The sequence below is a fragment of the Pantoea sp. sgz302252 genome, assembly GCF_047713085.1.
Lineage (GTDB): Bacteria > Pseudomonadota > Gammaproteobacteria > Enterobacterales > Enterobacteriaceae > Scandinavium.
The window spans coordinates 1-19,481 of the sequence record NZ_JBLFJW010000044.1 but is presented as its reverse complement, the minus strand read 5'-3'; the positions used below and the strand labels follow the sequence as shown (position 1 = coordinate 19,481).

Annotated in this window: 18 protein-coding genes and 1 riboswitch; of the genes, 7 read left to right on the top strand and 11 right to left on the bottom strand. The window is 54.2% G+C overall.

Annotated elements, in window-relative coordinates; translation table 11 throughout:
* The first annotated feature begins 33 nt into the window (after window positions 1-33).
* On the top strand, window positions 34-4,257 hold the full coding sequence (rpoC, locus tag ACLW56_RS22990) for a DNA-directed RNA polymerase subunit beta' (RefSeq protein ID WP_330985988.1): 4,224 nt from the start codon (window positions 34-36) through the stop codon (window positions 4,255-4,257).
* 245 nt (window positions 4,258-4,502) lie between these two features.
* Here rpoC and ACLW56_RS22985 read toward each other — a convergent pair whose 3' ends face one another.
* From ACLW56_RS22985 to rsd, 9 genes are all read right to left on the bottom strand, one after another.
* Window positions 4,503-4,820, bottom strand: coding sequence for a PTS lactose/cellobiose transporter subunit IIA (locus ACLW56_RS22985; RefSeq protein ID WP_330985987.1), 318 nt, complete (start codon window positions 4,818-4,820; stop codon window positions 4,503-4,505).
* Window positions 4,820-5,128: a PTS sugar transporter subunit IIB gene (locus ACLW56_RS22980; RefSeq protein ID WP_330985986.1), complete on the bottom strand. Its 309-nt coding sequence runs from the start codon at window positions 5,126-5,128 to the stop codon at window positions 4,820-4,822. Before ACLW56_RS22980 ends, ACLW56_RS22985 begins: the two co-directional genes overlap by 1 nt.
* Window positions 5,129-5,514: 386 nt before the next feature.
* A complete protein-coding gene (gene thiH / locus ACLW56_RS22975; RefSeq protein WP_330985985.1) occupies window positions 5,515-6,642 on the bottom strand; it encodes a 2-iminoacetate synthase ThiH in 1,128 nt (375 codons plus the stop codon).
* The gene (gene thiG, locus ACLW56_RS22970; RefSeq protein ID WP_330985984.1) at window positions 6,642-7,409 is read right to left on the bottom strand and encodes a thiazole synthase; all 768 of its coding nucleotides are present in this window, start codon (window positions 7,407-7,409) and stop codon (window positions 6,642-6,644) included. Before thiG ends, thiH begins: the two co-directional genes overlap by 1 nt.
* Before the next feature lies 1 nt (window position 7,410).
* Entirely contained in the window at window positions 7,411-7,611 is a 201-nt protein-coding gene (gene thiS / locus ACLW56_RS22965) for a sulfur carrier protein ThiS (protein ID WP_330985983.1), read from the bottom strand.
* Window positions 7,595-8,350, bottom strand: a complete 756-nt coding sequence (gene thiF, locus ACLW56_RS22960) for a thiazole biosynthesis adenylyltransferase ThiF (protein ID WP_330985982.1) — start codon at window positions 8,348-8,350, stop codon at window positions 7,595-7,597. Before thiF ends, thiS begins: the two co-directional genes overlap by 17 nt.
* On the bottom strand, window positions 8,343-8,978 hold the full coding sequence (gene thiE, locus ACLW56_RS22955) for a thiamine phosphate synthase (protein ID WP_330985981.1): 636 nt from the start codon (window positions 8,976-8,978) through the stop codon (window positions 8,343-8,345). The genes thiF and thiE overlap by 8 nt, the downstream gene beginning before the upstream one ends.
* Complete coding sequence (gene thiC / locus ACLW56_RS22950; protein WP_330985980.1) at window positions 8,978-10,873, bottom strand: phosphomethylpyrimidine synthase ThiC; 1,896 nt, start codon at window positions 10,871-10,873, stop codon at window positions 8,978-8,980. The genes thiE and thiC overlap by 1 nt, the downstream gene beginning before the upstream one ends.
* An 82-nt stretch (window positions 10,874-10,955) precedes the next feature.
* Window positions 10,956-11,056: riboswitch (TPP riboswitch) on the bottom strand.
* 54 nt (window positions 11,057-11,110) lie between these two features.
* The gene (gene rsd / locus ACLW56_RS22945; protein WP_330985979.1) at window positions 11,111-11,614 is read right to left on the bottom strand and encodes a sigma D regulator; all 504 of its coding nucleotides are present in this window, start codon (window positions 11,612-11,614) and stop codon (window positions 11,111-11,113) included.
* A 96-nt stretch (window positions 11,615-11,710) separates the two neighbouring features.
* On the opposite strand from rsd, the gene nudC reads away from it, so the two are divergent.
* From nudC to ACLW56_RS22915, 6 genes are all read left to right on the top strand, one after another.
* Complete coding sequence (nudC, locus tag ACLW56_RS22940) at window positions 11,711-12,484, top strand: NAD(+) diphosphatase (protein ID WP_330985978.1); 774 nt, start codon at window positions 11,711-11,713, stop codon at window positions 12,482-12,484.
* A 39-nt stretch (window positions 12,485-12,523) separates the two neighbouring features.
* Window positions 12,524-13,588 (top strand): uroporphyrinogen decarboxylase, encoded by a 1,065-nt coding sequence (hemE, locus tag ACLW56_RS22935; RefSeq protein ID WP_330985977.1) that lies wholly within the window; start codon window positions 12,524-12,526, stop codon window positions 13,586-13,588.
* 9 nt (window positions 13,589-13,597) lie between these two features.
* The gene (nfi, locus tag ACLW56_RS22930) at window positions 13,598-14,269 is read left to right on the top strand and encodes a deoxyribonuclease V (RefSeq protein WP_330985976.1); all 672 of its coding nucleotides are present in this window, start codon (window positions 13,598-13,600) and stop codon (window positions 14,267-14,269) included.
* Window positions 14,270-14,311: 42 nt separating this feature from the next.
* Window positions 14,312-14,902 (top strand): YjaG family protein, encoded by a 591-nt coding sequence (locus tag ACLW56_RS22925; RefSeq protein WP_330985975.1) that lies wholly within the window; start codon window positions 14,312-14,314, stop codon window positions 14,900-14,902.
* A 186-nt stretch (window positions 14,903-15,088) separates the two neighbouring features.
* On the top strand, window positions 15,089-15,361 hold the full coding sequence (gene hupA, locus ACLW56_RS22920; protein WP_006816568.1) for a nucleoid-associated protein HU-alpha: 273 nt from the start codon (window positions 15,089-15,091) through the stop codon (window positions 15,359-15,361).
* A gap of 12 nt (window positions 15,362-15,373) precedes the next feature.
* A complete protein-coding gene (locus ACLW56_RS22915; RefSeq protein ID WP_330985993.1) occupies window positions 15,374-16,066 on the top strand; it encodes a DUF1481 domain-containing protein in 693 nt (230 codons plus the stop codon).
* 51 nt (window positions 16,067-16,117) lie between these two features.
* Here ACLW56_RS22915 and purD read toward each other — a convergent pair whose 3' ends face one another.
* Window positions 16,118-17,410 (bottom strand): phosphoribosylamine--glycine ligase, encoded by a 1,293-nt coding sequence (gene purD / locus ACLW56_RS22910; RefSeq protein WP_330985974.1) that lies wholly within the window; start codon window positions 17,408-17,410, stop codon window positions 16,118-16,120.
* A gap of 15 nt (window positions 17,411-17,425) precedes the next feature.
* On the bottom strand, window positions 17,426-19,015 hold the full coding sequence (gene purH / locus ACLW56_RS22905) for a bifunctional phosphoribosylaminoimidazolecarboxamide formyltransferase/IMP cyclohydrolase (protein ID WP_330985973.1): 1,590 nt from the start codon (window positions 19,013-19,015) through the stop codon (window positions 17,426-17,428).
* Between the last annotated feature and the right edge of the window lie 466 nt (window positions 19,016-19,481).

Genomic DNA, 19,481 nt, shown 5'->3' with positions numbered 1-19,481 from the left:
CCAGATTGTGCTAACTCCGACGGGAGCAAATCCGTGAAAGACTTATTAAAGTTTCTGAAAGCGCAAACTAAAACCGAAGAGTTTGATGCGATCAAAATTGCTCTGGCTTCGCCAGACATGATCCGTTCATGGTCTTTTGGTGAAGTTAAAAAGCCGGAAACCATCAACTACCGTACGTTCAAGCCTGAACGTGACGGCCTTTTCTGCGCCCGTATCTTTGGGCCAGTAAAAGATTACGAGTGCCTGTGCGGTAAGTACAAGCGCCTGAAACACCGTGGTGTTATCTGTGAGAAGTGCGGCGTTGAAGTGACCCAGACCAAAGTGCGTCGTGAGCGCATGGGCCACATCGAGCTGGCGTCTCCGACTGCTCACATCTGGTTCCTGAAATCACTGCCATCCCGTATCGGTCTGCTGCTCGATATGCCACTGCGTGATATCGAACGCGTACTGTACTTCGAATCTTATGTTGTTATCGAAGGCGGTATGACCAACCTCGAACGTAATCAGATCCTGACTGAAGAGCAGTATCTGGATGCGTTGGAAGAGTTCGGTGACGAATTCGACGCGAAGATGGGTGCGGAAGCTATCCAGGCCCTGCTGAAGAGCATGGATCTGGAGCAGGAGTGCGAGCAGCTGCGTGAAGAGCTGAACGAAACCAACTCCGAAACCAAACGTAAAAAGCTGACCAAGCGTATCAAGCTGCTGGAAGCGTTCGTTCAGTCTGGTAACAAGCCAGAGTGGATGATCCTGACGGTTCTGCCGGTTCTGCCGCCAGATCTGCGTCCACTGGTACCGCTGGATGGTGGTCGTTTCGCAACGTCCGATCTGAACGATCTGTATCGTCGCGTGATCAACCGTAACAACCGTCTGAAACGTCTGCTGGATCTGGCTGCGCCAGATATCATCGTACGTAACGAAAAACGTATGCTGCAGGAAGCGGTTGACGCCCTGCTGGATAACGGTCGTCGCGGTCGTGCTATCACCGGTTCTAACAAACGTCCTCTGAAATCTTTGGCCGATATGATCAAAGGTAAACAGGGTCGTTTCCGTCAGAACCTGCTCGGTAAGCGTGTTGACTACTCCGGTCGTTCTGTTATCACCGTAGGTCCATACCTGCGTCTGCATCAGTGCGGTCTGCCGAAGAAAATGGCACTGGAGCTGTTCAAACCGTTCATTTACGGCAAGCTGGAACTGCGAGGACTCGCCACCACCATCAAAGCCGCGAAGAAAATGGTTGAGCGTGAAGAAGCTGTCGTTTGGGATATCCTGGACGAAGTTATCCGCGAACACCCGGTACTGTTGAACCGTGCACCAACGCTGCACCGTCTGGGTATTCAGGCATTTGAACCTGTACTGATCGAAGGTAAAGCTATTCAGCTGCACCCACTGGTCTGTGCGGCGTACAACGCCGACTTCGATGGTGACCAGATGGCTGTACACGTACCGCTGACGCTGGAAGCCCAGCTCGAAGCGCGTGCGCTGATGATGTCTACCAACAACATCCTGTCTCCAGCGAACGGCGAGCCAATCATCGTTCCGTCTCAGGACGTTGTACTGGGTCTGTACTACATGACCCGTGACTGTGTTAACGCCAAAGGCGAAGGCATGGTGCTGACTGGCCCGAAAGAAGCTGAGCGTATTTACCGCGCTGGCCTGGCCTCTCTGCATGCGCGCGTTAAAGTGCGTATCACCGAATACGAAAAAGATGCTCACGGCGAATTCGTTGCGAAAACCAGCATCATCGATACGACCGTTGGTCGTGCGATTTTGTGGATGATCGTACCGAAAGGTCTGCCTTTCTCCATCGTCAACCAGGCGCTGGGTAAGAAAGCTATCTCGAAAATGCTGAACACCTGTTACCGCATTCTGGGCCTGAAGCCGACCGTTATCTTCGCTGACCAGACCATGTACACCGGTTTTGCTTACGCTGCGCGCTCAGGTGCGTCCGTAGGTATCGACGACATGGTTATCCCAGAGAAGAAACACGAGATCATCTCTGAAGCGGAAGCTGAAGTTGCCGAGATCCAGGAGCAGTTCCAGTCTGGTCTGGTTACCGCGGGGGAACGCTACAACAAAGTTATCGATATCTGGGCTGCGGCGAACGATCGTGTTTCCAAAGCGATGATGGATAACCTGCAGACCGAGACCGTGATCAACCGTGACGGCGTTGAAGAGCAGCAAGTTTCCTTCAACAGCATCTATATGATGGCCGACTCCGGTGCGCGTGGTTCTGCTGCACAGATTCGTCAGCTGGCAGGTATGCGTGGTCTGATGGCGAAGCCAGATGGCTCCATCATCGAAACGCCAATCACCGCGAACTTCCGTGAAGGTCTGAACGTACTCCAGTACTTCATCTCTACTCACGGTGCTCGTAAAGGTCTGGCGGATACCGCACTGAAAACGGCAAACTCCGGTTATCTGACGCGTCGTCTGGTTGACGTTGCACAGGATCTGGTGGTGACTGAAGACGATTGTGGCACTCTCGAAGGTATCACCATGACCCCGGTTATCGAGGGTGGTGATGTTAAAGAGCCACTGCGCGATCGCGTTCTGGGCCGTGTGGCTGCAGAAGACATTCTGAAGCCAGGTACCGCAGACATCCTTGTTCCGCGCAACACTCTGCTGCACGAACATTGGTGTGACCTGCTGGAAGCGAACTCCGTTGACTCCGTCAAAGTCCGCTCCGTTGTATCCTGTGACACCGACTTTGGTGTCTGTGCGCACTGCTACGGTCGTGACCTGGCGCGTGGCCACATCATCAACAAAGGTGAAGCTATCGGGGTTATCGCGGCACAGTCCATCGGTGAACCTGGTACACAGCTGACGATGCGTACGTTCCACATCGGTGGTGCGGCATCTCGTGCGGCTGCAGAATCCAGCATTCAGGTGAAAAACAAGGGTAGCATCAAGCTGTCCAACGCCAAGTCTGTTGTGAACTCTGCTGGCAAGCTGGTTGTCACTTCCCGTAACACTGAGCTGAAACTGATCGACGAATTCGGTCGTACCAAAGAAAGCTATAAAGTGCCTTACGGTGCGGTCATGGCGAAGGGTGATGGTGAGCAGGTTGCTGGCGGCGAGACCGTAGCAAACTGGGATCCGCACACCATGCCAGTTATCACTGAAGTGTCTGGTTTCATTCGCTTCACTGACATGATCGACGGCCAGACGATTACTCGTCAGACCGACGAACTGACTGGTCTGTCTTCCCTGGTGGTTCTGGATTCTGCAGAACGTACTACCGGTGGTAAAGACCTGCGTCCAGCACTGAAAATCGTTGATGCCAAAGGCGACGACGTTCTGATCCCAGGCACCGATATGCCTGCTCAGTACTTCCTGCCAGGTAAAGCGATCGTTCAGCTGGATGATGGCATCCAGATCGGTGCGGGTGATGCTCTGGCGCGTATTCCTCAGGAATCCAGCGGTACCAAGGATATTACCGGTGGTCTGCCACGCGTTGCGGATCTGTTCGAAGCCCGTCGTCCGAAAGAACCAGCCATTCTGGCGGAAATCAGCGGTATCATTTCCTTCGGTAAAGAAACCAAAGGTAAACGCCGTCTGGTGATCACCCCGGTTGACGGTAGTGATCCGTACGAAGAGATGATTCCTAAGTGGCGTCAGCTGAACGTGTTCGAAGGTGAACGCGTAGAACGTGGTGACGTTGTGTCTGATGGTCCAGAAGCGCCGCACGACATTCTGCGTCTGCGTGGTGTTCATGCTGTGACCCGTTACATCACTAACGAAGTGCAGGAAGTTTATCGTCTGCAAGGTGTTAAGATTAACGATAAGCACATCGAAGTTATCGTTCGTCAGATGCTGCGTAAAGCGACCATCGCCAACGCCGGAAGCTCCGACTTCCTCGAAGGTGAGCAGGTGGAATACTCTCGCGTTAAGATCGCTAACCGCGAACTTGAAGCTGAAGGCAAAATCAGCGCGACCTATGCGCGCGATCTGCTGGGTATCACCAAAGCGTCTCTGGCAACCGAGTCCTTCATCTCCGCGGCATCGTTCCAGGAGACCACTCGCGTTCTGACCGAAGCAGCCGTTGCGGGCAAACGCGACGAACTGCGCGGTCTGAAAGAGAACGTCATCGTGGGTCGTCTGATCCCAGCCGGTACCGGTTATGCGTATCACCAGGATCGCATCCGTCGCCGTGCAGCGGGTGAAGTTCCTGCCGCACCGCAGGTGACTGCTGATGAAGCCTCTGCAAGCCTTGCAGAACTGCTGAACGCAGGCCTCGGCGGTTCTGACAACGAGTAATCGTTGACAGAGTAAACGCTAAATAAAAACCCGCTTCGGCGGGTTTTTTTATGGTCCATCGCAAAATAGCGTGAACACGTGTGACATCGATGCTAATGCCGGGTGGCGGCTTCGCTTTACGCCGGCCTGTGGATTGTCCCGTTTTGTAGGCCTGGCAAGCGTAGCGCCGCCGGGCAATCCACAGGCTCCAGACAAAAACAAAAATGCCCGCAGAGCGGGCATTTGTATGACTGAGGAATATTTTTTTAGTTTACCAGCGGCAGACGGCGATACAGTTCAATCATATCGCCAGCCAGATCCTGAATCACCATGGCGTTCATCAGGTGGTCCTGAGAATGCACGGTAATCAGATTAACAGGCAGTTTACCTGTGCCTTCGTCCAGACCGATAAGCTGGGTCTGGATGGTGTGTGCGTGTTTCACAAATTCGCGAGATTCTGCCATGGACTGCTCGGCAGCGGCGAAGTCGCCTTTGCGGGCCAGTTGCAGGGCCGTTAATGCTGAACTACGTGCGGCACCAGCATTTACCAACAGCTCCATGATGATTGATTCTAAATCTTCCATTACGACTCCAGCAGTTTGAGGGCTTTCTCAAGAACGACATCACCTTTCATCATGCCGTAATCCATCATATCGATAACCGCGACTTTTTTACCCAGTGGCTCAGCCTCGGCCTGCAGTTTCGCCTGCTCGTATTTTACCTGCGGCCCCAGCAGCACGATGTCTGCTGTCGCGATGTTGTCTTTGAACTCAGCAACGGGAACGGCTTTGATAGAGACTTCGACGCCTTTTTTCTGAGCTGCGTCTTTCATACGTTGAACCAGCATGCTGGTGGACATGCCTGCTGCACAGCATAAAACGATGTTCTTCATAACTAGCCCTCATGGTCCTTGATAACTCATGTTTATCCCGAGGCGCGGCAATCAACAACCGCTTTGCGGTGATTGTGTGTAAGGCATCACAAAGATCAGCGCAAATTTATGAAACCGGTTACATTTTGCGAATTTTACTGCAGAACGGCCGCCAGTTCTGGGGAGCGCCATGGCGTAAAATCAAACAACACCGCCACAAACAATCTGGTTTTTTCCCTGCTGTTTAGCAGGAAGCAGGGCGGGAGAGGAAGAGCACCGCCGCCCTGGTCAACATCTCCTGCTGACTTGGGCAGCGTAATGTGAGGCGATTCACGCAGCAACCTCCAATGCTACGTATTTCGGGATGGCTTCAGAACGGATTACCTTTCTCTACAGTCGTTGCACATTTATTGCGAGCGTCTTCCCAGCCAGCTATCCCAATCTTTCCAGACGGGCTGAAGTCCACCGGCAATCAACGCCTTTGCTACGTCTTCTGGGCGACGCCCATCATGCGGCGCAAATTGCTCCAGCTCCGGGTGATCGTCGGCATAGCCGCCCGGCTGCGTTTTGGAAAAGGCGCTGACGTTATTAATGGCGATGGGGATAACCCGGTCGCGAAAATCAGGTGATTCACGCGTCGACAACGACAGCTCCGATTCCGGAGAGAGAAGACGAAATGCGCAAATGGTTTGTACCAACTGGCGCTCGTTCATGATTGCAGCGGGTTCCACACCACCGGCACAGGGACGCAGTCTCGGGAAAGAAAGTGAATAACGACTTTGCCAGTAGTGCTGTTGCAGCCATAAAAGGTGCTCAGCAACCATATAGCAATCCACGCGCCAACTGTCAGAAAGACCAATCAGTGCGCCAAGGCCAATCTTATCGATACCCGCGCGTCCCAGTCTGTCTGGTGTTTCCAGCCGCCAGAAGAAATCTTGCTTATTCCCCTTCAGATGGTGACGCGCATACGTGGCCTGGTGATAGGTCTCCTGATAAACCATCACGCCATCGAGCCCCAGCGTTTTGAGTTCTGCATAGTCAGCTTGCGATAGCGGCTGCACTTCCATTTGCAACGAAGCAAACTGGCGACGAATCGCTGGTAGATGCTGGCGAAAGTAGTCCATGCCAACCTTCGTTTGATGCTCGCCGGTGACTAGCAGCAGATGCTCAAATCCCATTGCGTGGAGAGCGTCACATTCACGCGCAATTTCCTCTGCATCGAGCGTCTTGCGGCGAATGCGATTGCTCATCGAGAAACCACAATAGGTGCAGTCGTTGGCGCAAAGGTTTGAGAGATAAAGTGGGACGTAAAAGCTGACCGTGTTGCCGAAGCGTTGACGGGTTAACTGCTGCGCTTTTTGCGCCAGAGGCTCCAGATAACGGTCTGCTGCAGGCGAAAGTAAGGCCATAAAGTCATCCCGGCTGATCTGATGGGCGGCAAGTGCCCGCTCCACATCGGCCGCCGTTTTGCTGTGGATGCGCAGCCGAATGTCATCCCAGTTCAGTTCCTGCCAGCGTTCGGTGAAGGCCGCCATTACAGAGCCTCCAGAAAACTCGTCAGTGGGCTGGTGGTCTGTGCGGTACTGTTTTTCGCGCCCGGCCCAGCCTCGCGAGCGAGCAAGCCAGCTTCAACCGCCAGGCGAAAAGCTTTTGCCATTTGCACCGGGGAGTCGGCTACGGCAATCGCCGTGTTCACCAGAACCGCGTCCGCGCCCATCTCTATGGCTTGTGCCGCGTGGCTCGGCACACCAATCCCCGCATCAACAACAACCGGAACGGTCGCCTGAGCGATGATGATTTCCAGCATCGCTCGCGTCTCCAGCCCTTGATTCGAACCAATTGGTGCACCCAATGGCATGACTGCCGCGCAACCGGCTTCTTCTAGTCGTTTGCAAAGAACGGGGTCTGCGCCGCAATAAGGCAGGACGACGAAGCCTTCTTTGACCAAAGCTTCTGCGGCTTTCAGCGTTTCAATGGGATCGGGTAGCAGCCAACGGGCATCCGGGTGGATTTCAAGCTTCAGCCAGTTTGTGCCAAGTGCTTCACGTGCAAGCCTTGCGGCAAAAATGGCTTCTTCTGCCGTTTTAGCGCCGGAAGTATTGGGCAGTAACCTCACGCCCGCTTCAAGCAGAGGTTGAAGGATGGCATCGTTCTGTTGGCGCAAATCCACGCGTTTCATTGCCAGCGTCACCAACTGGCTGCCGGAGGCGCGAATGGCGTCCATCATCAGCGTTGAAGTGGCGAACTTCCCGGTGCCCGTAAACAGATGGGAATCAAACGTTTTATCCGCAATACGTAACATCTCAGCCTCCGGCAATCACCTGAAAAAGCACCAACTCGTCGCCCTCTCGCAAAGGCTGACGTTCCCACTTCGCACGCGGCAAAATCTGCTGATTTAGCGCCAGCGCGACACCAGGTTTGTCCTGATCCAACGTTGTCATCAGCTCGGCAACGCTCAGGCCATCCGCGTAGTGAGTGGGTTCATCGTTAACGAGAATTTGCATGTTGCCCTCCACACACCGGGCAATCCACAGAACGTGTTCTGATAAGCGAGCGCCAGTTTCCTGAGCGGGCATCAAAGAGACGCAGTGAATCCTGAGCAATGCTCATTCCACTGAGTAACTTAATGGCTTCGAGCGCCTGTAAAGTTCCCATCACGCCAACCACCGGGCCGACAATGCCTGCGGTTCGGCAATTACGTTCTGGCTCCTGTGTCTCTGGCCAGAGGCAACGGTAGCAGCCGTGTGTCCAGGGCGGAGTGACCACCATCAGCTGCCCACCGAAACCAACGGCGCTGGCCGTGATTAACGGAGTGCAGTGTTTCACGCAGGCGGCATTGATAGCCTGACGAGTCGCCATGTTATCGGTGCAATCAAGCACGACATCGGCTTGCATGACCTGCAGCTCCAAAGATCGACCTTCCAGCCGTTCATTCAGCGCGATGAGTGTGATTTCAGGGTTTAGCTGCGCAAGACGTTGCTGCGTCGCTTCCGCTTTTGGGTGGCTGATATCGTCGGCAGTAAACAGGATCTGGCGCTGTAAGTTACTGAGATGCACCGTGTCATTATCGGCCAGCACCAAAGTGCCAATGCCAGCGCCAGCAAGGTACAGCGCGGCAGGTGAGCCCAGGCCCCCAAGCCCAACAATAAGCACCCGGCTGGTGAGTAATTTTTGCTGGCCTTCCACCGCAATATCTTCCAGCAGGATTTGACGGCTGTAACGCATGAACTCGTGGTCATTCATTGCCTGCTCCCGCCATTTCAAGGAGCTGCGCGGTGGCAAGCTGCCAATCCGGAGCCTGGGTAATGGCGCTGACCACGGCGATGCTTCCCACGCCAGTTGCCAGAACAGCAGGGGCGCGCTCAAGACTGATCCCACCAATAGCGACTGTTGGATAATCTCTCAGACGTTCTACGTGCGTGCCGAGTTGCGCCAGCCCTTGCGGGGCTGACGGCATCTGCTTGGTTTGTGTTGGGAAAACATGGCCGAGTGCGATGTAAGAAGGCTTCACCACCAGCGCCACCTCGATTTCCATATTGTCATGAGTAGAAACACCAAGGCGTAGTCCGGCCTCACGAATGGCTTTCAGGTCAGTGACCTCCAGGTCTTCTTGCCCCAGATGCACGCCGTAAGCCCGGTGCTTAATTGCCAGTCGCCAATAATCATTGATAAACAGACGAGCGTTGTATCTGCGGCCAAGCTTAATGGCAGCAATGACATCGGCTTCCACCTCCTCGTCGCGTTTGTCTTTTATGCGCAACTGAAGGGTACGCACTCCGGCTTCGAGCAGACGCTCAAGCCACGCAACGCTATCTACCACCGGGTAGAGGCCAAGGCGAAACGGCACGGGCGGAAAATCTGGCTGATACATCAGGCTTCCTCCTTGCGCAGATAAATTTCACCACCTTTGGCGCGGAAGCTGTTCGACATATCACTCATGCCCGCGTCGATGGCTTGCTTTGCCGCGTAGTCACGGACTTCCTGGGTGATTTTCATTGAGCAGAATTTAGGGCCGCACATTGAACAGAAATGAGCGACTTTGCCTGATTCTTGCGGCAGCGTTTCATCGTGATAAGCGCGGGCGGTAAACGGATCGAGCGCCAGATTGAACTGGTCTTCCCAACGGAATTCGAAGCGTGCTTTTGACATAGCGTTATCGCGTATTTGCGCGCCGGGGTGGCCTTTTGCCAAATCTGCGGCGTGCGCGGCGATTTTGTAGGTAATCAGCCCCTGTTTCACATCTTCTTTATTCGGCAAGCCGAGGTGCTCTTTGGGTGTGACATAGCACAGCATCGCGCAGCCAAACCAGCCGATCATCGCCGCGCCAATACCAGAAGTGAAATGGTCGTAGCCCGGAGCGATATCAGTGGTCAATGGGCCGAGGGTGTAGAACGGCGCTTCGTGGCAGTGCTCAAGCTCTTCGGTCATGTTGCGGTGGATCATCTGCATCGGCACATGGCCCGGGCCTTCAATCATCACCTGCACGTCGTATTCCCAGGCGATTTTGGTGAGTTCACCCAGGGTATGCAGTTCGGCAAATTGGGCTTCATCATTCGCATCCTGAATAGAGCCCGGACGCAGACCATCACCCAACGACAGCGACACGTCATAGGCGGCGCAGATTTCGCAAATCTCGCGGAAGTGTTCGTAGAGGAAGTTTTCCTGATGATGGGAGAGGCACCATTTCGCCATGATGGAGCCGCCGCGGGACACAATCCCGGTCAGGCGTTTGGCGGTCATGGGAACATAACGTAGCAGCACGCCCGCGTGAATGGTGAAGTAGTCCACGCCTTGTTCAGCTTGTTCCAGCAGCGTATCGCGGAACGCTTCCCAGGTCAGATCTTCGGCGATCCCGTTCACTTTCTCTAATGCCTGGTAGATCGGAACTGTGCCGATCGGCACCGGGCTGTTACGCAAGATCCACTCGCGCGTTTCGTGGATATAGCGCCCGGTAGAAAGGTCCATGACGGTGTCTGCGCCCCAGCGCGTGGACCACACCAGTTTTTCTACTTCCTCTTCGATGGAAGAAGTGACCGCCGAATTACCGATATTGGCGTTGACCTTAACGAGGAAGTTACGGCCGATAATCATCGGTTCAGATTCAGGATGGTTGATGTTGGCAGGAATAATCGCTCGCCCGGCGGCAACTTCGTCACGCACAAATTCAGGCGTGATGTTCTCTGGCAGGCGTGCGCCGAACCCTTCTCCTGGGTGCTGGTGGCGAAGTACTTCGCTACGAATGCGTTCGCGGCCCATGTTTTCACGAATCGCGATGAACTCCATTTCTGGCGTGACGATCCCCTGCCGGGCATAGTGTAACTGGGTGACGCGCTTCCCTGATTTGGCACGCTTTGGTGTTAACAGCCCGGTGAAGCGCAGCTCATCCAGGCCATCATCGGCAAGACGCTCTTTGGTGTAAGCGGAACTGCGTTCGTCCAGCGCTTCGCTATCGGCACGCGCATCAATCCATGGCTGGCGCAGTTTTGCCAGGCCCTGCTGCACGTTAATCGCGATGGCTGGATCGCCATACGGGCCGGAAGTGTCATACACCGGCACGGCTTCGTTTTCTTCGAATTGAGGCTGCTCTTTGGTGCCACCCGTTAGCGTTGGGCTGAGCTGGATTTCACGCATGGGGACGCGAATATCTTCACGGTAGCCGTTGAGGTAAATACGTTGAGAATTGGGGAAGGCGGTCCCTTCGAGGGTATCGATAAAGTGTTGAGCTTGCGCGCGTTGTTCGCGGCGGGACAGTTTGAGTGTAGACATAGCACATTCCAGTAAAGTAAGGATATGGCTTGTCAGACGACGGATGAAGCAAGAGAGAAGATCGCCGGGAAGGCGATACAACAGCAGATTGACTCTTGTTCCCTTCGCAGGTATTAGCCTGATCAGGTTCCGCGGATCCCGAATTAACGGTCTCAGCCCAAATGGGCACTCCGACAAGATAAACCCTCGTCAACCGACGAGGTGAAGGTTGTAAATTACTCGTTAACGCTTAAGAACTCAAGCCGGGCGCGCAATCTGATTTTCATCATTGGCGCTGCCGTTGAGTTTGTTATCCAGTGCCAGCGCAATCAGGCTGTCTTCCAGCGTGAAGCGGGCGGCGAGGGCTTCGCCCAGCATCGATAACGCCTGCTGGAACTCCATGCAGTTGTCGTCATCAATGGCAGTTTCCAGGCTGGAATCATACAGATCCATAATCTGTTGCGTGTTGCCTTCCAGTTGCGGATACAGTTTTGTGGCGGCTAAAAGTGGGTTTTCACCTTCCAATTCGCCGACAATGCGTTCATAAATACTGAAGTGACCGGCTGAGAGGTAATCCACCAGACGCTGACAAAAATCGTCCAGTGCTTTCTCATTGAGACGCGTAAACGATCCTTTACCAGGCTTAATGCCAACCAGATTGTAGTAAGCGACGAGCAACTGCTTACGAACCTGTAGCCACTGATCGACCAGATGATGGCTGCCGCCAACGCGCTCTGTCAGGCTTTCTAACTGGTTTAGCATGATTGACTCCGCAAGTTGAAGTGTAAAACGGCTCACCCAAAAAATGTAAAAACACTGTTAACAAAGTGCCAGTGAAGCGAAGGTAGTGCAATAGATATGGATCGTATAATTGAAAAATTAGATCGAGGCTGGTGGATAGTCAGCCACGAACAGAAATTATGGCTGCCGGGTGGGGAAATTCCGCACGGCGAGGCGGAAAGTTTCGATCTTACCGGCAAGCACGCCATGCAAATCGGTGAATGGCAGGGCGAACCTGTCTGGCTGGTTCAGGAGGCGCGTCGTCATGAGTTGGGCACTGTTCGGCAAGTACTTGATCAGGATGTTGGCTTATTCCAGCTTGCAGGGCGTGGCGTGCAGTTAGCGGAGTTTTATCGTTCGCATAAATTCTGCGGTTACTGCGGGCACACCATGCACCCAAGTAAAACCGAATGGGCCATGCTTTGCAGTCATTGCCGTGAGCGTTATTACCCGCAGATAGCGCCTTGCATCATTGTGGCGATTCGTCGGGATGATTCGATCCTGCTGGCGCAACACACTCGCCATCGCAACGGTGTGCATACTGTGTTGGCGGGCTTCGTTGAAGTTGGGGAAACCCTCGAGCAGGCGGTAGCTCGCGAAGTGATGGAAGAGAGTGGGATTCGGGTAAAAAACCTGCGTTATGTGACTTCGCAACCGTGGCCTTTCCCGCAATCTTTGATGACCGCTTTTATGGCCGACTATGACAGCGGCGATATTGTTATCGACCCGAAAGAGCTCTTGGAGGCGAACTGGTATCGCTATGACTCGCTGCCGCTGTTACCGCCGCCGGGTACTGTGGCGCGCCGCCTGATTGAAGATACGGTCGCGATGTGTCGGGCAGACCACGAGTGATGGTACACTGAGCGCCTGACGCATTAAGGAACTGCAACCATGACCGAACTGAAGAACGATCGTTATCTGCGTGCGCTGCTGCGCCAGCCTGTTGATGTCACCCCCGTCTGGATGATGAGGCAAGCAGGCCGTTATTTGCCGGAGTACAAAGCCACCCGCGCTGAAGCTGGCGATTTTATGTCGCTGTGCAAAAATGCCGAGCTGGCCTGTGAAGTGACGCTCCAGCCGCTGCGCCGTTACCCGCTGGATGCGGCGATCCTCTTCTCGGACATTCTGACCATCCCTGATGCAATGGGCCTTGGCCTCTATTTTGAATCCGGTGAAGGCCCACGCTTTACCTCGCCGTTGAAAACCAAAGCCGATATCGAAAAGCTCCCTGTTCCCGATCCTGAACAGGAACTGGGCTATGTGATGAATGCGGTTCGTACCATTCGCCGTGAATTGAAGGGCGAAGTGCCGTTGATTGGTTTCTCTGGCAGCCCATGGACGCTTGCGACCTATATGGTGGAAGGTGGTAGCAGCAAGGCGTTTACCGTCATCAAAAAAATGATGTACGCCGATCCGCAGGCACTGCATCTGCTGCTCGATAAGCTGGCGAAGAGCGTCACGCTCTACCTCAACGCGCAAATTCGCGCGGGCGCGCAGTCGGTCATGATTTTCGATACCTGGGGAGGAGTGCTTACCGGGCGCGATTATCAGCAGTTCTCTCTCTACTATATGCATAAAATCATCGACGGCCTGCTGCGTGAAAATGAAGGTCGCCGGGTGCCTGTGACGCTGTTTACTAAAGGCGGTGGGCAATGGCTGGAAGCGATGGCCGAAACGGGCTGCGATGCGCTGGGTCTGGACTGGACAACCGATATCGCCGATGCGCGTCGCCGCGTAGGCCATAAAGTGGCACTTCAGGGCAACATGGATCCGTCGATGCTTTACGCTCAACCAGCACGCATTGAGGAAGAAGTGGCGACTATTCTGGCCGGATTTGGTGAGGGCGAAGGCCATGTCTTCAATCTTGGTCACGGTATTCATCAGGATGTGCCGCCAGCACACGCGGGCGCGTTTGTTGAAGCCGTTCATCGTCTGTCGGCGCACTATCACCAGTAAGGACACGGCATGGATCTGGCAGATCTTCGGGAGCAACAGCGGGCGTTAGCGTCTTCAGTGATCCGCGAAGATCGCTTGATTCAGGATCCGCCGCTGCTGATCGGTGGCGCAGATGTTGGGTTTGAAAACGAGGGCGAAATTACTCGCGCGGCGATGGTGTTGCTTGAATTCCCGAGCCTCAAACTGGTGGAATATCAAATCGCCCGCATTCCCACCACCATGCCGTATATCCCCGGTTTCCTCTCTTTTCGTGAATATCCTGCGCTGCTTGCCGCGTGGGATAAACTCTCCCGTAAACCCGACTTGCTGTTCGTGGATGGTCACGGTATCTCTCATCCACGACGTCTGGGGGTTGCCAGCCATTTTGGTTTGCTGGTGGACGTGCCGACTATTGGCGTGGCGAAAAAACGGTTATGCGGCAAGTTCGAACCGCTTTCTGCTGAAGCTGGCGCGCTGGCACCACTCATGGATAAAGACGAGCAGCTAGGCTGGGTCTGGCGCAGCAAGGTGCGTTGTAATCCTTTGTTTATTGCCACTGGACATCGTGTGAGCGCGGACAGTGCGCTGGCATGGGTTCAGCGCTGCACGCAAGGCTATCGTTTGCCGGAACCAACTCGCTGGGCCGATGCGGTGGCTTCAGGGCGGCCTGCTTTCCAGCGTTGGCAAGCAATTCAGCCTTGATTCAGGTAAACTTCCGCTCATTCACGTCTCTGAGAACTGATCATGTTACAAAACCCGATTCATCTGCGCCTTGAGAAGCTGGAAAGCTGGCAGCATGTGACCTTTATGGCCTGCCTGTGCGAACGCATGTACCCAAACTATGCCGTGTTCTGTCAGCAGACAGAATTCGCCGACGGCCAGCTTTATCGCCGCATTCTCGATCTTATCTGGGAAACCCTGACCGTGAAGGACGCGAAGGTGAATTTCGACAGCCAGCTTGAAAAACTGGAAGAAGCCATTCCGGTTGCCGATGACTTCGATATGTACGGTGTTTATCCGGCTATCGATGCTTGTGTGGCGTTAAGCGAGCTGCTTCATTCTCGCCTGAGCGGTGAGACGCTTGAGCATGCGATTGAAGTCAGTAAAGCGTCGATTACCACCGTCGCGATGCTGGAAATGACCCAGGCGGGTCGGGAAATGACGGACGAAGAGCTCAAAGAAAACCCAGCGGTTGAGCAGGAATGGGACATTCAATGGGAAATTTTCCGACTGCTTGCTGAGTGCGAAGAGCGTGATATTGAGCTTATCAAAGGGCTGCGTGCAGACCTTCGCGAGGCCGGCGAGAGCAATATCGGTATAAATTTTCAGCAATGAAGCCACAAAACGTGACATTCAGTCTGAATTGTCGTGCCTGAAGGCTTCACATCTGCCCCCCGTCTGGTCTACATTTGGTAGGCGAAAATAAGTGGCTATCGGTGCGTGTATGCAGGAGAGTGCTCTTCAGGCATTTTCGTCGCACTCGATGCTTAGCAAGCGATAAACACATTGTAAGGATAACATATGAACAAGACTCAACTGATTGATGTAATTGCGGACAAGGCTGATCTGTCTAAAGCACAGGCAAAATCTGCTCTGGAATCCACCCTGGCTGCTATTACTGAGTCTCTGAAAGAAGGTGATGCTGTACAGCTGGTTGGCTTCGGTACCTTCAAAGTGAACCACCGCGCTGAGCGTACTGGCCGCAACCCGCAGACCGGTAAAGAAATCAAAATCGCCGCAGCTAACGTGCCGGCATTTGTTTCTGGTAAAGCACTGAAAGACGCAGTTAAGTAAGACCGCGTGGCAGTGAACAGTTTTAATGAAGGGGCGGCTCCGCCCCTTTTGTCATTCTGGCGTCGTTCACTGATGCTGGCAGGCGCTCTGTTGCTCTCTGCATGTAGCCATAACTCCTCACTCCCGCCGTTTACCGCCAGTGGTTATGCTGATAACCAGGGCGCGGTGCGTATCTGGCGAAAAGATTCTGACAACGAAACCCATCTGCTTACGGCATTCAGCCCATGGCGGAGTGGGAACACTTCAACCAGCGAATATCGCTGGCAGGGCGATTCGCTCTCTCTGATTGAGCTCAACATTTACGGTAAGCCACCGGAACACATTCGCGTGCGTTTTGATAACCACGGCGAACTCAGTTTCATGCAGCGTGAAGTGGACGGTCAGAAGCAGCAGCTTTCCAATGACCAGATTGCGCTCTATCGCTATCAGGCACAGCAGATTCGCCAGACCAGTGATGCGCTGCGGCAAGGGCGCGTCGTGCTGCGTCAAGGGCGCTGGCACGCGAATCACACCGTGACGACCTGTGAAGGGCCGACGGTTACACCTGATCTTGAAAGTCTTGCCATTGCGCATATCGAACGCCGTCAAAGCCATTCGCCAGTGGAAGTCAGTGTGGCCTGGCTGGAAGCGCCGGAAGGATCGCAACTGTTGCTGGTGGCGAATGAAGATTTCTGCACATGGCAACCGAAGGAAAAGACGTTCTGAGTGCAGTAATCCCCTCTCCCTGAGGAGAGGGTTAGGGTGAAATGCTGGGACTTACTTCTCTTGCTCACGCGCAATCGCGCGATAACCAATATCCCCGCGGCTGAAGCAGCCATCCCAGTGAATGTCTGTCATCAGTGCGTAAGCACGCTTCTGTGCTTCCGCCACGGTTTCGCCCAGTGCGGTCACGCAAAGTACACGCCCACCGTTGGTCAGCACACGATCATCTTCCGACAGTGTAGTGCCAGCCTGGAACACTTTCCCGCCTTCAACCTCTTCCAGCGGCAAACCGTGGATCTCATCACCGTTGCGATAGGTCCCCGGATAACCGCCTGCGGCCATCACCACGCCCAGTGAAGCACGCGGATCCCAGCGGGAAGTTTTCTCATCCAGTTTGCCTGCGCAGGCTGCCAGACACAGTTCAACCAGATCAGACTGCAGGCGCAGCATGATAGGTTGCGTTTCCGGGTCGCCAAAGCGGCAGTTGAATTCGATAACCTTCGGATTGCCTTCTTTATCGATCATCAGCCCGGCATAGAGAAAACCAGTGTAAGTATTCCCTTCTGCCGCCATCCCGCGGACGGTTGGCCAGATAACGCGGTCCATGGTGCGCTGATGGACTTCATCGGTGACGACCGGCGCAGGTGAGTAAGCGCCCATCCCGCCCGTGTTTGGACCGGTGTCGCCATCGCCCACGCGTTTGTGATCCTGGCTGGTGGCCATTGGCAGCACATTTTCGCCGTCGACCATCACGATGAAACTCGCTTCTTCGCCGTCGAGGAACTCTTCGATGACGATGCGGTGGCCTGCATCACCAAATGCGTTGCCCGCCAGCATATCGTTAACCGCCGCTTCGGCTTCTTCGAGCGTCATGGCGACAATCACCCCTTTCCCGGCAGCGAGACCATCAGCTTTAATGACGATAGGGGCACCTTTCTCGCGCAGATAAGCCAGAGCAGGTTCTACTTCGGTGAAGTTCTGGTATTCGGCGGTAGGGATGTTGTGGCGAGCCAGGAAATCTTTGGTAAACGCCTTCGACCCTTCCAATTGAGCTGCGCCCTGAGTGGGGCCGAAAATGGTCAGTCCCGCTTCGCGGAAAGCATCTACCACACCAATCACCAGCGGCGCTTCCGGCCCGACAATGGTCAGGCCGATATCTTCGCTTTTGGCAAAGCTCAGCAGGGCAGGAATGTCGGTTGCGCTGATAGCCACATTTTGAAGGGTAGGTTCCAGGGCCGTGCCAGCATTGCCCGGCGCAACAAAGACGGTATCAACCAACGGCGACTGAGCGGCTTTCCAGGCCAGCGCGTGTTCGCGCCCGCCGTTACCAATGACTAAAACTTTCATCGTCTGCTCCTGCAATTAATGGCGGAAGTGGCGCATGTCGGTGAAGATCATGGCAATGCCATGTTCATCTGCCGCAGCGATGACTTCTTCATCACGAATAGAACCACCAGGCTGGATAACGCAGCTCACACCAACGGCAGCAGCGGCATCAATGCCATCACGGAACGGGAAGAATGCGTCAGAGGCCATGGCGGAGCCTTTCACTTCCAGACCTTCGTCGCCAGCTTTGATACCAGCGATTTTGGCGGAGTAAACGCGGCTCATCTGGCCAGCACCTATCCCGATGGTCATGTTCTCTTTCGCATAAACAATGGCGTTGGATTTGACGAACTTCGCCACTTTCCAGCAGAACAGCGCGTCACGCAGCTCTTGTTCAGTTGGCTGGCGTTTGCTGACGACGCGCAGTTCGCCTGCGGTCACCATGCCCAGATCGCGATCCTGAACCAGCAAACCTCCATTAACACGTTTGAAATCAAGACCCGGTACGCGAGCATTCCACTGACCGCAGGTCAGGACGCGCACGTTTTGTTTCGCGGCAGTGATTTTCAAAGCTTCTTCAGTCGCAGAGGGCGCAATAATAACTTCTACAAACTGGCGGGAGATGATCGCCTGAGCGGTTTCGGCATCCAGCTCGCGGTTAAACGCAATAATGCCGCCGAAAGCTGAAGTCGGATCGGTTTTATACGCGCGGTCGTAGGCATCCAGAAGGGAAGCACTTACCGCAACGCCACAAGGGTTGGCGTGTTTAACGATAACGCACGCGGGCTCACTGAACTCTTTCACGCATTCCAGTGCGGCATCGGTGTCAGCGATGTTGTTATAGGAAAGCGCTTTGCCTTGCACCTGCTGGGCTGTGGCTACTGACGCTTCCTTTACCTCTTCTTCTATATAGAAGGCAGCTTGCTGGTGGCTGTTTTCGCCATAGCGCATATCCTGCTTCTTAATGAAGTTCAGGTTCAGGGTGCGAGGGAAGCGACCGGAAGGCTCGTTGGTTTCACCGTGGTAGGCGGGAACCAGGCTGCCAAAGTAGTTGGCAATCATGCTGTCGTAAGCCGCGGTGTGCTCAAAAGCTTTGATCGCCAGATCGAAACGGGTGTCGAGAGTTAAGGATCCTTCGTTAGCATCCATCTCTTCAATAATGGTGCTGTAATCGCTGCTCTTTACAACGATTGCCACATCTTTATGGTTCTTAGCGGCAGAGCGGACCATGGTAGGGCCGCCAATATCGATATTCTCGACCGCGTCTTCCAGCGTGCAGCCTTCACGAGCGACGGTTTGCGCGAATGGATAAAGGTTAACGACGACCATATCGATCGGCGCGATCCCGTGTTTTTCCATAATAGCGTCATCTTGATCGCGGCGGCCGAGGATCCCACCGTGCACTTTCGGGTGCAGCGTCTTCACGCGTCCATCCATCATCTCCGGGAAGCCGGTGTAGTCAGATACTTCGGTGACCGGCAGACCTTTTCCTGCCAGCAGGCTGGCAGTGCCGCCTGTGGAGAGCAGCTCTACGCCGCGTTTGGAAAGGGCCTGTGCGAATTCGACAATACCGGCTTTATCAGAAACGCTAAGTAAAGCGCGGCGGACTGGACGACGTTGTTGCATGGTAGTAAATCCCCAGGATTTGAACATTACAGAGAGCGTTAGCTGAATTTTCCGCAAAAAACTCAGCTAATGCACCCAACGAGGGCATCCTTGTCATAGCGCGGCATTGTAACGAAAACGTTTGCGCATCGCTCGCGATTTTTTGGGTTTTTACCCATTTGTGGATAACTCTGTGTGTAAATAGGTATAAAGCGGGGTTTTGCTGTGGAATGCAGCAGTCAGTCATTTTTCTGTCATTTAGGCCTTGCGGGCTGCGGAGAACTCCCTATAATGCGCCTCCATCGACACGGCAGATGTGAATCACTTCACACAAACAGCCGGTTCGGTTGAAGAGAAAAAATCCTGAAATTGAGGGTTGACTCTGAAAGAGGAAAACGTATTATACGGGACCTCGAAACGGTGTGCGAAAGCCGCGTTTCAACTGCTCTTTAACAATTTATCAGACAATCTGTGTGGGCACTCAAAG

What these genes read in the sequence shown, in the direction of transcription:
- thiE (WP_330985981.1), bottom strand. Translation starts at nt 8,978, where the DNA reads ATGTATCAGCCAGATTTTCCGCCCGTGCCGTTTCGCCTTGGCCTCTAC.
- purH (WP_330985973.1), bottom strand. Translation starts at nt 19,015, where the DNA reads ATGCAACAACGTCGTCCAGTCCGCCGCGCTTTACTTAGCGTTTCTGAT.
- rsd (WP_330985979.1), bottom strand. Translation starts at nt 11,614, where the DNA reads ATGCTAAACCAGTTAGAAAGCCTGACAGAGCGCGTTGGCGGCAGCCAT.
- thiG (WP_330985984.1), bottom strand. Translation starts at nt 7,409, where the DNA reads ATGTTACGTATTGCGGATAAAACGTTTGATTCCCATCTGTTTACGGGC.
- purD (WP_330985974.1), bottom strand. Translation starts at nt 17,410, where the DNA reads ATGAAAGTTTTAGTCATTGGTAACGGCGGGCGCGAACACGCGCTGGCC.
- ACLW56_RS22925 (WP_330985975.1), top strand. Translation starts at nt 14,312, where the DNA reads ATGTTACAAAACCCGATTCATCTGCGCCTTGAGAAGCTGGAAAGCTGG.
- nfi (WP_330985976.1), top strand. Translation starts at nt 13,598, where the DNA reads ATGGATCTGGCAGATCTTCGGGAGCAACAGCGGGCGTTAGCGTCTTCA.
- ACLW56_RS22980 (WP_330985986.1), bottom strand. Translation starts at nt 5,128, where the DNA reads ATGAAGAACATCGTTTTATGCTGTGCAGCAGGCATGTCCACCAGCATG.
- thiH (WP_330985985.1), bottom strand. Translation starts at nt 6,642, where the DNA reads ATGGCGGCCTTCACCGAACGCTGGCAGGAACTGAACTGGGATGACATT.
- nudC (WP_330985978.1), top strand. Translation starts at nt 11,711, where the DNA reads ATGGATCGTATAATTGAAAAATTAGATCGAGGCTGGTGGATAGTCAGC.
- ACLW56_RS22985 (WP_330985987.1), bottom strand. Translation starts at nt 4,820, where the DNA reads ATGGAAGATTTAGAATCAATCATCATGGAGCTGTTGGTAAATGCTGGT.
- hupA (WP_006816568.1), top strand. Translation starts at nt 15,089, where the DNA reads ATGAACAAGACTCAACTGATTGATGTAATTGCGGACAAGGCTGATCTG.
- thiF (WP_330985982.1), bottom strand. Translation starts at nt 8,350, where the DNA reads ATGAATGACCACGAGTTCATGCGTTACAGCCGTCAAATCCTGCTGGAA.
- hemE (WP_330985977.1), top strand. Translation starts at nt 12,524, where the DNA reads ATGACCGAACTGAAGAACGATCGTTATCTGCGTGCGCTGCTGCGCCAG.
- thiS (WP_330985983.1), bottom strand. Translation starts at nt 7,611, where the DNA reads ATGCAAATTCTCGTTAACGATGAACCCACTCACTACGCGGATGGCCTG.
- thiC (WP_330985980.1), bottom strand. Translation starts at nt 10,873, where the DNA reads ATGTCTACACTCAAACTGTCCCGCCGCGAACAACGCGCGCAAGCTCAA.